11 protein-coding genes are annotated in these 14993 nt (G+C 40.2%); all 11 read right to left on the bottom strand.

The genetic code is table 11. The annotated features are described in order from the left end of the window. Positions 1–6 precede the first annotated feature (6 nt). The 11 genes from KO525_RS12935 to KO525_RS12985 all read right to left on the bottom strand — a co-directional run bounded on the left by KO525_RS12935 (position 7) and on the right by KO525_RS12985 (position 14844). A complete protein-coding gene (locus tag KO525_RS12935) occupies positions 7–864 on the bottom strand; it encodes an amidohydrolase (RefSeq protein ID WP_215964244.1) in 858 nt (285 codons plus the stop codon). Continuing rightward, positions 864–1901: an aldo/keto reductase gene (locus KO525_RS12940; RefSeq protein WP_215964245.1), complete on the bottom strand. Its 1038-nt coding sequence runs from the start codon at positions 1899–1901 to the stop codon at positions 864–866. The genes KO525_RS12935 and KO525_RS12940 overlap by 1 nt, the downstream gene beginning before the upstream one ends. Before the next feature lie 15 nt (positions 1902–1916). Further along, positions 1917–3110, bottom strand: a complete 1194-nt coding sequence (locus tag KO525_RS12945) for a UxaA family hydrolase (protein ID WP_215964246.1) — start codon at positions 3108–3110, stop codon at positions 1917–1919. Then, a complete protein-coding gene (locus tag KO525_RS12950; RefSeq protein WP_215964247.1) occupies positions 3107–3412 on the bottom strand; it encodes a UxaA family hydrolase in 306 nt (101 codons plus the stop codon). Before KO525_RS12950 ends, KO525_RS12945 begins: the two co-directional genes overlap by 4 nt. A 662-nt stretch (positions 3413–4074) precedes the next feature. Next, the gene (locus KO525_RS12955) at positions 4075–5331 is read right to left on the bottom strand and encodes a leucine-rich repeat-containing protein kinase family protein (protein ID WP_215964248.1); all 1257 of its coding nucleotides are present in this window, start codon (positions 5329–5331) and stop codon (positions 4075–4077) included. Between the two features lie 227 nt (positions 5332–5558). After that, positions 5559–7238 carry a glycoside hydrolase family 172 protein gene (locus KO525_RS12960; RefSeq protein ID WP_215964249.1) on the bottom strand — a complete coding sequence of 560 codons (1680 nt, stop codon included), beginning with the start codon at positions 7236–7238 and terminating at the stop codon, positions 5559–5561. Positions 7239–7395: 157 nt separating this feature from the next. Then, positions 7396–7953, bottom strand: a complete 558-nt coding sequence (locus tag KO525_RS12965) for a hypothetical protein (RefSeq protein ID WP_215964250.1) — start codon at positions 7951–7953, stop codon at positions 7396–7398. Positions 7954–8023: 70 nt separating this feature from the next. Next, positions 8024–10294, bottom strand: coding sequence for a dockerin type I domain-containing protein (locus KO525_RS12970; protein WP_215964251.1), 2271 nt, complete (start codon positions 10292–10294; stop codon positions 8024–8026). Positions 10295–10823: 529 nt separating this feature from the next. Then, positions 10824–11849: a family 43 glycosylhydrolase gene (locus tag KO525_RS12975; RefSeq protein WP_215964252.1), complete on the bottom strand. Its 1026-nt coding sequence runs from the start codon at positions 11847–11849 to the stop codon at positions 10824–10826. 133 nt (positions 11850–11982) lie between these two features. Further along, entirely contained in the window at positions 11983–13545 is a 1563-nt protein-coding gene (locus KO525_RS12980; RefSeq protein ID WP_215964253.1) for a sodium/sugar symporter, read from the bottom strand. Between the two features lie 231 nt (positions 13546–13776). Continuing rightward, complete coding sequence (locus tag KO525_RS12985; RefSeq protein WP_215964254.1) at positions 13777–14844, bottom strand: glycoside hydrolase family protein; 1068 nt, start codon at positions 14842–14844, stop codon at positions 13777–13779. Between the last annotated feature and the right edge of the window lie 149 nt (positions 14845–14993).

Here is a 14993-nt window from a genome sequence, read left to right on the forward strand (position 1 = left end):
TTTTTGTTAACGATTCAGTTGGTAAAATTCGTTTGCTGTACCGTACCAAAACCGTTCTTTTTCCTGTTCTGATAAGTCACTCACTAATGTTTGTGAAAGAGTCAGCCAGTCAGAGTAATTGCTTTTTAAATTCACCACTGGCCAATCACTGCCCCACATCATTCGGCTTGCACCAAATGTCTGATAGACATGATCAAAATAATGTTGGAAATGAGCGCTGCTTTGTTGATCAGCATTCGCTTCGGTAGTTAATCCTGATACTTTGATATAAACATTGGTTAGCGGTTTAAACACCGCTAATTCATCTGCCCATAATTGGAACTCATTTTCAGTGATATTGGGTTTCGCACAATGGTCGATCACAATTTTGAGTTTTGGGTGACGATTCGCAAGGGTATAAATTGTTTTCAAATGTTCTGTTTTAACTAATGCATCAAAGCTCAAATCTAGGTTCACTAAACATTCAAACGTCGGATTAAAGGCTGGATTTAAAATCCATTCGACATCTTCAATGTCTTGCAACATTGGCCGTACACCTTTAAAAAAAGGATTAACTGAAAGCTGCTTTAAACGTTCGACAACAATTTGACTTATTCCATCAAATTGAACCCAGCCAACGACACCAGACACCAGCTCATTTTCAGAGGCCAATTGCAAAAGAAAGTCCGTCTCTTCATCACTATCAGCCGCCTGCACTAAAACCGTATTGCTAGGTAAATTTTTTCCTGCAACTTGAATATAATCCGTCGGTAAAAAATCGCTATACAAATTCGATAACTCAGGCGTCAACCAGCTATAGTCGCCACGACTCAACTGCCAAAAATGCTGATGGCTATCTATAATTTCAGCGCGGGCATCTGTCATTAGTAAGCGTCTCTAGTTGGTAATGGCGCATCTTGTCGCAACAGCCCATCATCTTTAAGCTGAGTCCAAAACGCCTTTGGAATATCGTAGTTAAACAACTCTATGGCTTGATCGACTCGTTTGGCACTGCCCAAACCAGGTATAACTGTCGAGACCGCAGAATGTCCTAGTGGAAATTGTAACGCCGCGGCGGCAAGTGGTACTTGAAACTGCGCGCAGATGTCTTCAATTTTATTAACTTTCGCCACCACTTCAGCCGGCGCAGGTTCATAGTTGTAGTAAGGTGTAATCTTACTATTTTTAACACCTGTCGCTAAAATCCCCGAGTTATAGGGACCACCTAATATAATGGATGCTCCGTGTTGCTCACATTGAGGTAAAAAAGTGTCTAACGCGTCTTGCTCAAGTAATGAATACCGACCGGCTAATAAGAAACAATCAAATTGACCAATTCCCATAACCCGTTCGCAAATTTCGGTTTCATTTACACCTAGGCCAACGGCTTTAATTACACCTTGGGAACGAAGTTCATCCAGCGCTTTATAACCGCTAGAAGCTAGTTGTTGGTAATAATAAGGGTCTTGCTCACCGTGAGTATCTACGCCAATATCATGTACTAATAAAATATCAATTTGAGCCAAGCCTAAACGCTGTAAACTATCTTCAAACGAACGCATTATGCCGTCGTAGGTATAGTCGTAGTGCGAGTCAAAAGGCATTGGGGTGTCAAAACCGTACCTAAGTTCTTTTACATTTGCTTTGTGATCAGGAGTTAAAATTCGGCCAACTTTGGTGGAAATTACATAGTCAGATTTAGGTAATGTTCTAAGCGCATCACCTAGTCTTCTTTCGCTTAAACCCAGTCCATATCTCGGTGCAGTATCATAAAGGTTAATCCCCGATGCTTTTGCTGCATCAAGGGTTTCTTGAGCTTCATTATCAGAAATAGCCTTGTATAAATTTCCAAGCGATGCCGCTCCAAAACCAAGTTCTGAAACTTCAAGACCTGTGTCACCAATTTGTCTGTTTTTAAACATCGATTTTCGACTCCACTATCTAATGGTAGGCAAGCAAGAAGGACCAATTCCTTCAAACTTTTTGTACGTTAACACAAATTCTTGGTGCCCTAACTCTTCAGATTTAGATTGTTTGCCTTGCGCTACTTCTTTCACCAATTGGTAAATTTCTTCACCAACTTGGTCAACGGTTGCTTCACCGTTGATGACTTTACCAGCGTTAATATCCATATCCTCGGACAAATTTTCATAGGTTTCTGGATTAGCACAAACTTTAATAACAGGAGAAATTGCAGAACCGACAACAGAGCCTCGGCCTGTTGTAAATAAAATGATATGGGATCCAGATGCGATCATTTCGACAATTTCTGCACTATCGACAATGTTTGGAAAACCAAACATCGGGTCGCCGTCAGGTACAACGTCCATTAAATACAAACCACCTTGGGTTGGAATATCACCTGGCTTAATCAAACCATGTATTTTAGAGCTGCCCGATTTAGCGTACGCCCCCATCGATTTTTCTTCTTGAGTAGAAAGGCCACCTTCAGCATTGCCTGGTGCAAAACTGCCGTAGCCCATGCGGGTATAGTAATCTTCTGCTTTCTCGACGGATTTTATAATTTCAACACCAAGCTCTGGCGTTATGGCTCGTTCAGCCATGATCTGTTCACAACCGATTAATTCACCAGTTTCTTCAAACATACAAATAGCATCATCTTCGATAAGCTTGTCAAAGCAACGACCAACCGCAGGATTTGCACCTATACCACTTGTTCCGTCAGAGCCACCACAAATAGTCCCGACAACAAGTTCATTCATGGCCATAGGCACTAACTCAGTTTGATCCGCGATTTCACGAAGTCGGCTAACACTTGATAACCCAGCTTCAATGGTTTTCCTTGTGCCACCTGATTGCTGGATAACAAGTGTTTCTACTGGTCTGCCGCTTGCTTCGACAGTTTTGGCTAATTGCTCGCGGTTAAAGCCTTCACAACCTAAAGAAACAATAAGGACACCACCTACGTTCGGATGACTGCACAAACCTTCCATTATTTTTAACGAATATTCATTTGGGTAACATCCAGGAAAGCCAATGAGTTGTACCTCATCATCAGTTGAGTCAGCAACGACAGAACGAGCAACATGGTGCGCGCATTCCACTAGGTAAGTGACTAATATGACGTTACGAATACCTTTGCGGCCATCCGCTCTTAGATAACCTTTCATGACTCTTCCCCTGTTCGACTCTGGCGTGTGTGGCTAGCAATATAGTCACTTTTCATATTGTGCATATGGATGTGTTCGCCAAATACAATATCCTGTGTAGCGGATCCAATTGATACGCCGTATTTAATAATTTTGTCGCCTTTGCTTATCTCTGTTCTTGCGATTTTGTGGCCGACAGTGATATCGGTTGTCATAGCAACTTCGACTGTTTCTAAGGTCGTTAAACTGCCAGCAGCCAACTGCTTGCAACATACAAAAACATTGTCAGCTTGGTGCAGCAATACAAAATGTTTGTTTATCATTTTTACATCCTATTGAGATCATTAAGCCAAGCATTCGCCGAGGAACAACTATGACACTCGCAGCTAAACCTAATTTTTATGCGCATCGAAAAGCTATTTCCGGATATCGTGAATTTAAACAACATTCAAGCTCTTCGTCAATAAATTTGTGTATTTTTATATTTAACTCTACACATTTTATGTATAAAAATAGTCAAACATCATAATCAATACGACCAAATAAGGTTTCAGATAGCCTTTTATTACCGGCTTAAAAGCGTTTCAAAATGGCCAATTTCGAAATTTCAAAATAGCTGATACTTTGATAACAAAAGAACACCTTAAAAAACGTAAAAATGACTAAATGGCAGGCGATTTAAAAGCCAAGTTTGGGACGTCAAGATGTGAGCGAGCCCATCACTTTATAAACCATCAATAAGGTAAATTTTATTGCTGTTATATGGTGATTGTGAGGTTATAGGAAAAACAGTCGCACCGGTGGGGTATACCAAGACGCGTTGTGAAAAGGTGAATATAAAAGAGTGTAGGACTTGCGACCATGTAAACTAGCATTAAGTTGTGCTTCCCTAACCCTATGCTATTACCTCCGGTGAATAATTTTTCCACCGAAGGTCAGGTTCCGTCTTTTGTGGTTTGGCTTATGCCGCTAAGTAACAGCTAAACTAAGCGTTAACCATTTCACTGAGCTTTTGAAAGGATGCCGACGATTTATCCTTAACATCACAGATGCTAAGTAAGTCATCGATAAAGTGCATAAGTGCGCGGTATTCTATTTGTTTAACAAGAGCTTGCTGAGTTCCCGTCAACATGTGATACATGGTCGCAGCGCCAAAATCACCAACAATAATATTAGCCTCGTCATCAAATAACGAATTGTGAGCATAGAGATCACCATGGCAAACTTGGTTTTGATGTAAGTGTTCAAAGACCTCTGTCATCTGTTCTACCATTTTATTTATCTTTGAAATTGGCAAACTCAGACCGGGGGCAAAATTGTCACGAGTGCACGAATCAAAACACGGTGGCAAGCCTAGGTTATAAAAATTATCTGGGATTAATTCCATGATTAGCGCTAAATAGCCAGCTTCATTAACTTGGGCTAATGACTGAATAAGATTAGGATGATTACCTACTTTTAAACACGCTTGCAGTTCGTCTTGAGGATAACCATCGCTGGTCACTTCACCTTTAAATACTTTAACTGCTACGTCTTCTGGAAACTGATTTTCTGGAAACTGATTTTGTGGTTTACGCCATTTAGCTTTTGAGATCACTCCCGAGGCTCCTTGCCCAAGCACTTGTTGCAGTTCAAAACTATCGAAACGAACCGTAGGCACATCTTGTATTTTAATGTTAACTTGGCAAAAAGGATTACCAGAAAATGCCAACCATGCCAATTTAGGCAAACCTAATAATTGCTCAGGGCATTCGGTAAGTTGATTAGCTGATATCCTGATAAGTTCGAGGTTGTGTAAATGGCGCATGCTTTGTGGCAAAGCTTTAAGCTGGTTCCCAGATAGTGCCAACTTTTGCAATCGTGGGCGATAACCTAACGACTCCGGTAATAACTCTATTTCGTTATCGGTCAAAATCAACCAACGCAACTGTTCTGGTAAAGCCTGTTCTGGAACGTGTTTGATTTGGTTCGCTTTAAAGCCGATCATTTCAAGGTTTTTGCATTGACCTAACACCACCGGCAAACTGGTAAATAAGTTATTAGAAGCAAATACAATTTTTAGCTTGTGCAATTGGCTAAACTCTGGCGGTAAACTGCTTAGGCGGTTTCCCGACAAATCTAATATCTCTAAACTATCCGCTAGGGTCAAAATTTCCATTGGAAATGAAGTTAAATCTTGTTGGATTTTTAGGTGCTGTGCGCCAACGAGTTCACCAGATTGAAGTTGAGATAGAGTATGCAAAACAAAACGTCCAAATGTTGAAAAACAAATCGCGCGTAGTCTACAAGGTTTTGCCGAAAAAATCAGATGGCGTTACCGACTAATTGTGGAACGCCATCTCAAATTGATGTTGCCGCTTGGCCATTTTAAGTCTCTGTGATAAGCATTTACCAATGGCTCAGGGTAATATCGAGTAGGTGGAACGATGAACAATTAGGCTTCATCGCCACACAAACCCGCATCTGAATTTAGTCTAGTTTTGATTCCAACTCAGTTAATTTGGGCGCATTGGTAACATTTGTCTCGCCATTATTTTTAGTGGCTAAATCACCATACCAATAAGCGCCAACCGCATATCCCATTTCAACGTCTTTCCAGTGCCACACTTCCATATCTAAAGTAAGTGACTTAGAAAATGGCATAGTATCAAGTGAGCGAGTACGTGTTTCAACACTATAACCCTGCGTATTTCGTTCATTTGTCTCTTTGCGATTTAACTGATTATAAACGTTACTCGCCGGTTGAGCATGGAATGGGTGTTGGTAAAAGTCGGTACTTATACCGCCCCACGAATACCCATAATAGTCTTCGGTACCCGTTCCAAAAATTGATGGGAATGTTTCGCCGTCAACATAGATTTTTTCATCGCCTTCACCCCACCAGCGGGCAATCGGATTCCAAATGGTCAACGTATCACCCACATAAACCCCGCGGCCACTTAATTTAACGTAATTCCAGTCTGAGAACGGACGAGTGGCAACAGGATATTCGCCACGCCAGCTCGCATGAAAATAAAGTGAGCTGTCATCCCATTTACGATCAGTGACTTTAACCTGAAGTGTAAAATCGACAGGCTTATTGGACATATTTAAAATCGACACTTTAGCTGTTTTTTGGAATGGCATAACCCAACGAGTCGTTAACTTACCGGCTTTGGTGACCGTTCGATACCAACCTTCAAACGGGTTTAAGCCAACGCCAGTGCCAAAAAATTCACTAATTGGTGTATAGACCGTTTGTTGCCCATCAAATTCTATTTTTAAAACAACTGAACGTGTGATGTTTTTATCACTATAATCATTCAGTTTTAATGACAATTCGTTAATCGCCGACGAACCGGTATCGATATCTAACGATTTCTCCTCACCGTTGTTTAACGTCCCAGCGATTGCATTAACCTGACCTTCTACTGCTTTGTATGGTGCATTAAGTTGTTTTGCGACTTTTTCCATCAAAGGTATTGCTGCTGTAAACTCTGCCGCAGAATAACTTTCAACTTTAGCTGTTTTGTTATATTCACGATAAGTCATTTGGTAAAAGAACGGGCGTTCCGAAACGGTAATTTTTAGACCTTTGGCATATGGAATTGGATAGAATGAAACCGCAGAACGAAGCGATTCATGCGCAAGTGGGAAGGGTATGGCGCCTTTACCATTTAACAACTCAAACATGTTGCCTTCTAGCACAGGCTCTTTTGCGCCATCTATATAAAAGCGAATGATCGAATTGGTCGTTGCTTTTTTATCATTTTTCCACGGCATCCAAGTACGCACTAAAGCCCCCGGACCTTTTGCATCCATTAAGACCCATTCATTACCATTTGCTGTTTCTTCAATTCTAATAAAGTTTTTATCTTTTTTATTACTGTTAAAATCATGATTTAAAAACCATGTTTCTGGATTTTGTGGATCGTCAGACGCCCTGTTGTAACTAGACTCTTGCTTTAGCCTAAATTCTGCGTCTGGATAATGCGTAATCAAATCCCGGTCAATCATTTCTGTTAAAAGCGACTTTACCGAAATAAGTCTTGCGCCCCTGTCCTCACCGCTGCTGGTTTTTCCTGACTCCGAATTGTGGGTTAAATTAATAACACTAAGGGCAAGAACCCCTAATAAAACGACAATTACGAAATATCTTAACTTTGGCATTATATTTACCTTATGAGTTACCGCTTATTTTCTACTAAAAACCGAACATTGCACGGGTAGAAACAATCTGATTTTGAAGCTGATAAATGACTATTTTTAAATTTGTAGAAGCTAGGCCAACTGAATAAACGTCAGTGATTCAAAGCTTCTACTTAGATTACTTACTAGAAGCGCGACGTTTACCGACCAATAACACAAGCGAGCAGATTAGAAATGCAAATGCTGAAGGCTCAGGTACGTCAGTTACACTAAATGTAACGCTGCTATCAACGGCTTCATACCCAAAATTAGCCAAGAATATGCCTGTAAACATGCCATCGTTACCCAATAACGTTAGGGTATCTGAACCGGCTGTATGAGCAGTAAAATTAAGCGTTGCTAATGTCACTTGAGCACTGTTAATTGGGTCAAAAGAAACGACAAACTGATCGATATCTGCGCCGCCAGGAAATGACATAAAGTCTAAATTAAATAGACTGTCACCTAAATAATCGACAGTTTGTAATGCTTCATCATTAATATCAAAAGCGAAACCTTCTAACGTTTGCTGCGTTGCATTATCAAATACAACGTCGATAGTAAAATCATCACCTACTTTGATATCTGTAGATGAAATTTCATAGATAATGCCAGCTTGTGCACTTGTAGATAAAATCAAAAAGAGTGAGACCAAACATGTCTTCATCGAGTTTTTTAGTGATATTAGTGTTTTCATTAAAAGTTACCTATTTATTATTGTTTTAAAATGCCGCCACATAAAGAGTTAGTGGCGGCAAGTTGATTGATTATTGTTGACGGTAAATAGCGTAAAGCTGACCATAATCTAAGCGTGAAATGACACCATCGTTATCGAAGTCAGCAGCGGGCAAATAACCCTCGTCGCTACTTCTTAAACCATAGACAGCCATAAATGCCGTAATGTCACCGCGGTTAATTTCGCCATCGTTGTTAATATCACCAGCAATTTGTGGTTCTGGGAACGTGATGACATAAGCAACAACCGATTTTGCATTTATCTCGGTTTCTGCACTTGTTTCAGTCATTTTAGTAAGTGACATCTGCTCACCTTCTGCCGATGTCCCTTCAAACCAAGCAACACGTTCAATAGTCGCATCACCAAGTTCTTCGCCATTAATATTAAGCGTTGTATCTAAGTGCTCAGCTTCATTGCTATTCATAACCCAAAGGATTAATTTATTGCCATCGCGAAACGCCATGGTTTCAACATTGGCTAAACCTGTTTTTTGGGTTGGAATATAATGCGCACCAGCTGGGGCATGGTTACCAAACATTTTCATGATGTAGTAAGCACGCATACGCTCACCTTCACCTTTGTTCGCGAAATAAATAGCGCGTGTTTCACGCCCGATACCGCGTGACCACGGTTCAAAAAACAATTCACCTTCCATACCTGAACGATAAAACATAGCTCGGCTAGACATTCGACCAATTGGAAAATCCATGTCCAACTCGACACCATAAGTAGGGCCAGTTCCTAGACCCGTCTCAGTGTGCCAAACAGACAAACCCAATTCATTGGCGTTATTAATAAGAGTGGTCCATGTTGCTTCCGTCGCGTTGTCATAACTATGAGTTGAAATTCCTTTAAACAAACCAAGCGCATTTTGATTTTTGTAGCTGTTTAAAATAGAGATCGCTTGCTTAGTGCCCCAAGTTGATGGTCCTGAAAACTCTGGTTCAGGCACGCCAGCGTAGTCACTTGTTGTTAATAGACGTTTAATTTCTTGTATCACGGCAACTTCGTTTGTTGCTGAAACCACCTGAGACCACTCTTTAACCACGCTCATTACACTAATTGCAACGTCGTTATCACTCATGTACTTGAGATAATCAGCTAAAAATCGTGCGTACTTTTGAATGTTAAGTTTGCTTGGTTCGTAACTACCGCCATTGTGTCCACCGCCGGTATAAATCCAGTCTGGTAGATTATTGGTTGTGCCATACCCGTCATAATCAGATTTTAATGTCGCCCAAAACTTAAGGTTTGGATTAGATTGTCTCGCCATTTTCATTGATAAAACGGCTCTATTGTAAAAAGCCAAATTTGGTGCACCTTCAACTAATTCTTGCTTACGGTCGTAAGACACTCGTGAATAGTCGAATTTAATGTCTTTGAATACCCAATCTGAAATTTGTTGCGAATTACTGGCATTATTTAGGAAGAATTGCGAGCGCTCCATATCTGAGCCCATCAAGGTAATTTCTTGTTGAGGATCAGTTAAGTCAATCGTAATACTGTTTTCAACTTCAACCGGGCGCGACCAACAAAATTTACTTCTACCTGACGCTGGGTCACCAAATACGCTATTTGAGCAAGAGACATCTTCATATACCGTTTTATAAAAGAAAGCGCCTTCTCTGCCATAAGCGACTTCATGATAGTCAGTTAAGTAACATGTATCACCTTCTGAACCGCAATATGTCCATTCTTCGCCCTCTGGCGCAACTGGTTCTTCAGTAACCGGTTGTCTAATCCAGCAGTGCTTGTATTTACCCGGTGCAGCGTCACCGAATACCGCATTTGTACAGCTCGCGCCATCTTCATGGGTTTGAAATGCAAATAACCCATCACGACCAAAAGCGACTTCATATGTGCCTTCAAATGGACAGGTATTACGTTCACCTATGCAAAAAATCCAGCCGGCCCCCTCTGGCGGTGTTAAATGTGATGTATCTTTACGTGTCCAACAGTACTTTCTTTTTCCTGGCAAAGGGTCGCCAAAAACCGAAGGCGCGCAATACACGCCATCAGTATGATATTGATAAGCAAAAGCGCCATTGACCCCAAAAGCAACTTCTTTGCTTCCGTCAAATTCGCAGGTTTCTAACGCGCTAGAACATAAACTCCAGTTAGCACCAGGTGGAATGGTTTCCGCTGCTTGGGAAGCGCCAGCAAATAGGCCTAGACACATAACAAGCATGAGATGTAATGATTTGAAATACGACGCGTATGAGACTTGTGCTTTAGAAACACGAATCTTCCGCTTTCCTCGGTACTGATTTATTCCGTTTTTAATTTGTTGATGATTACTCATAGTAATACCTTTTATTTTTATTATATTTTTCAAATTACCTGTCGACTTTTGGCAGTAAATTCATTCCACTACCGTTTCTTTCATCTTTATTGTTAATACACCTCGGTTAATACGTGAACATTCAACCTTCCTAAATAAACGACGATCGTCACTCGCAAAATACCAACGAATTAACGAAATCAATTTCAACCATAGGTGGTAAAACCGCATGCCCTTACTCCGGCCTAAAATTTAAACAATAGAAAATACGAAAACCGTAAATATTCGTTAATATTTCGAATATTGTTGTGAGGTTGGCGGATATAAAACAATGTCGAGACGTGGTGAAATGGAACTAAATTTCAGGTAGATAAGGTAATAATTTAGGAAAATATGCTGATTGCAAACATGACAAAAAGAGCACGAAGGTCATTAATACGTTCATAGTTTGTAAATAAGAGCGCACATATTTTGTGTTCAGCGCCCTCGAATTACGATTAAAGTGTCATTAATTGCGCTCTATTATTACTCGATAATAAAGTAGGTCATGCTAATTTACTGCTTTTGGTGGTTTTAATTTGCGGGAGCCAGGAACTTTGGATGCGCTAATTTCAGGAGAAAATTGAACCATTTTAATGCTGCCATCTTCATTAAAATCCATACGCTCAAAACTTGCAGAGCGTCGGAAAAAGGTCCCGTCATTAACATCACTCCGATGGTAAAATAAGTACCATTGGTTCTCGAATTCAATTGCAGAAGTATGCGCTGGAGAATCTGTTTGATCCGGTGTCATTGGCCCCATGTGAGTTGCATATGATGAAGGCAGTGGCGAATCTGACATAAAATATTCAGTTCTAGCTCCGCGGCGCGCTAAAAAGTAGTACTTACCTTCTCGTTTAAACACTGTCACAGCTTCGTTTACCTGCTCTTTCGATAGTCTGACCCATGGTCCATCTAACTCTGTCATGTTCGATTTGAGTTTCGCGCCCATGACATGCCAACCGGGAGCACCGATATCCACTTTATGATCATTGCCATAAATATAGGCTTGGCCGTCGTCATCAACAAATACGGTTGGGTCAAAAATAGAGGTTATCTTGTCAGTGACAGCTTCTTCCCAAGGTCCGATGGGCGTTCGGCTTTTAGCGACGCCAACATGTGTTTTTTCATATGGAAAGTAGAAATAATACCAACCATCTTTATAGGCAACATCAGGTGCATTCATTTGGCCCGATGCCCAGCTATACTGCCTAGGTTTGAGCACTACGCCGTGATTTATCCAGGTTTTTAAGTCCGATGATTCCAAAACTAAATAATCTTGCATGCTATTAAAACTTTTTGCATCAGGTTGGTCATGAGATGCGTAAACATAGACTTTGCCGTCAAATACTTCAGCGGCAGGGTCAGCTACATACAAAAAACCCGCTTCGCCTTTTTTTAAGATAGGGTTAGAAGGTAACACCTCAGCCTTTTCTGTATTGTCTGTTTTAATAGGGGATGTATTGCACGCAACGAGTAAACTCATTACCAGAGCCATTGTTAATGTTGCCATAACCTTAATTCGTTTTTGATCCATCTAAGTACGCTCATGTTAATTCGGAAAATCTAAATTAAAAAAGGCTGCTAATATTCATTAGCAGCCTTTTTCAGTATTATTCTAAAAGTACCTTGCAATAAAAATACTGCTCTATAAAGGTACTAGACTTTGACTACCACCATGTGGTGTAAAGGGCGATTAGAATGATTACAACAACAACCGTAGCAATATTAAATCCTTTGGTCGTTTCAAAACTGACTTCACTTAAATCAACACTTTCATTACTTGATTCAGCTTTACCTGCAAGCGAAACGATGACGCATAATGCCAAACATAATAAGAAGACAACGCCTACACGGTCCATAAACGGCAGTTCAGGCCAGTAAACTTTAAGTAGTAATGAGAACCCGGCTGAACCTAATGCAGCAGCTAATGCACCGGCAGATGTCGCTTTAGACCAGAACATACCCATAACAAATATCACAACAATACCCGGCGTAAAGAAGCCCGTGAATTCTTGGATATACTGGAATGCTTGGTCAAACTTACCAAGTAATGGTTCAGCGACAAATAGCGCGATTGTTAGTGATGCTAACGCTGCAACACGGCCAACTTGTACATAATGACGTTGCGACTTCCCTTGTTTTATTTTAGCGTAAATATCCATAGTGAATATTGTTGAAATACTGTTAGTCATTGATGCTAATGACGACACAATTGCCGCAACTAATGCCGCAAATACTAAACCTTTAATACCGACTGGCATTAATGACATCATCGAAGGATAAGCTTGGTCAGGTGCGCTTAATTGAGGATATAGAATAACTGCAGCGATACCAGGTACAACAACAATCAACGGCATTAGTAATTTAAGGAAAGCAGCAAACGCGATGCCTTTTTGGGCTTCTTTTACATCTTTAGCCGCTAAAGCTCGTTGAATAATATATTGATTGAAACCCCAGTAGCTGAAGTTCATTATCCACATACCACCAACTAATACCGATATACCTGGTAGGCTCATATAATGTTCATTTTCAGGGGATAAGATCATGTCAAAATGAGCAGGAGCATGTTCAGTTAAAACACTAAACCCAGCGATAAAGCCTTGACCATCAGAAACCGCGTCTAGCGCTAAGTAACTTAGTAACAAACCACCAAAGACTAACAATACAACCTGTAAAATGTCGGTATAAGCAACCGCTTTTAAACCGCCATATAACGAATAAGCAATAGAGAATACTGCAAGGAAGATCATGCCATACATCCAATCTACGCCTGCTACCGTTTCAATCGCTAATCCGCCTAACCAAAGTACCGCGGTTAAGTTAACAAATACATAAACTGCTAACCAAAATAGCGCTAACGTCGTTTTCACTTTGCTATCAAAACGTTGCTCTAAATACTGTGGCATAGTGTAGATATTGTTTTTCAGGAAAATAGGCAACATGTATTTACCTACAATAATTAGGGTAATGGCCGCCATCCATTCATACGATGCTATTGCGATACCAACCGCATATCCTGAACCAGACATACCGATAATTTGTTCTGCTGATATGTTAGAGGCTATGAGTGATGCGCCAATTGCCCACCATGGTAAAGACTTACTCGCTAAAAAATAATCTTCGGTATTTTTACCGCCTTGTTTATCTTCACGTGAAATCCACAGCGCTAGCATTAGCAGACCTAATACATATGCAATGAATACCGTTGTATCCAACATTTCTAACTTCATTATTGTTCCTTGGGATGGTTCTTATTTTATTATTAGTAAACAAGCGGAACATCAAAAAACCGTATTTTTAATATCAGCAATAATAAGACATTGAATTATTTATATTTTTGACGGGAGATTGTGGGTGCCTAATATACGTAACACATGCTGCACTTTGATTCGAGCCAAAAAATTAAGGGGGCTAACAATATGTTGGCCCCTTTAGTTATCTACAATGATAAGTTAGACACGTTAGTCTACTTTTTTAGGAATGATCTTAAATAAATGCGAAGCACTGCCATGTTCTGGAGTTTCATTTATGCCTGTGGCCATATAAACATAAGCCGGTTTGCCATCGATAAATAAGATTTGTGGGCGTTCTAAACGACCATTTATTTTACCGCGATAGACAATAGAGTCTTTGAGCGCCGCTTTGCCAACATAGTGCTCCAATGCTTCAAAAGAGCGTGTAATTTTTTCCTCTGGGAAAAACATGCCGTCATCTGAGCGCCAAAGTAAACCACCACCGTGATCGCCTTTTAAGTTACCAAAATCGCGACTCAGCAAATAGACACTGTCTTTGTACTCAAACGCATAAGCATCTTCAATGCCTGCACGGGTTGTTGCACTTTTGTGATAAGTGTATGGTCCTTCTAAATTATCAGAACTTGCTATACCGTAAGTGAACGCGCCTCTTTTTTTCTTTGGATTTTTCTGAATTACAGATTTTAAATACAACAGATATTTACCATCTTTTTTAATCAGGCTTGGATTAGAAACACCCAGTCTTGCGTGGTAATTCCAAGCAGTTTTGTCAGTAGATTTACGTAAAATGGTACCGTCAGCCTCAGCACTTTTAGCCGGTCGCCAGTTACCCTTTAAGTCATCGGCGACAAACATAATAATTCGTTGTGTTTTTAACTGGTTGTTAGAGTTCACTATAAAAGTAAGTACATACTTTCCATCTAAGTATTTAATTGTAGGGTTGTGCGGGGCATTAAAACCGGTGTCCAAATCGGCAACCGCTTTACCAAGATAGGTAAACGGGCCTTCTGGTTTATCGGCGACATAATGGCCTATTTCGCTATCTTTAAACCAACCGCTAAAATTTTTTTGGGTTTTAGTTGGCCATTGGGCAACAAATAAATGCACTTTGCCGTCTGGACCTATAATAGGTGATGCTCCCCATATATGGGTATCTTTTTTCTCCAATACCTTGCCTACATATTCGTAGTCAAAATCATAAGTTTCAGCTTGGCTTAACCCAGGAATTAAGAATAAAAAAGCAAATAAGCTCCTTTTTAAGAAGGCGAATTTCATTTAGTATGCTCCGATAAATGTACTTGGTTTTTCTCGTTATGATTAAAACAAATGATGTAGCAAAAACCGCATTAATTTAATTGTAATAAAAGATAAGCAGCGGAAAATAACGCACTAGCGGTGCTAATCCCTATCAGGAAATAAATGAA

It is taken from the genome of Psychrosphaera sp. B3R10 (assembly GCF_018861025.1).
GTDB lineage: Bacteria > Pseudomonadota > Gammaproteobacteria > Enterobacterales > Alteromonadaceae > Psychrosphaera > Psychrosphaera algicola.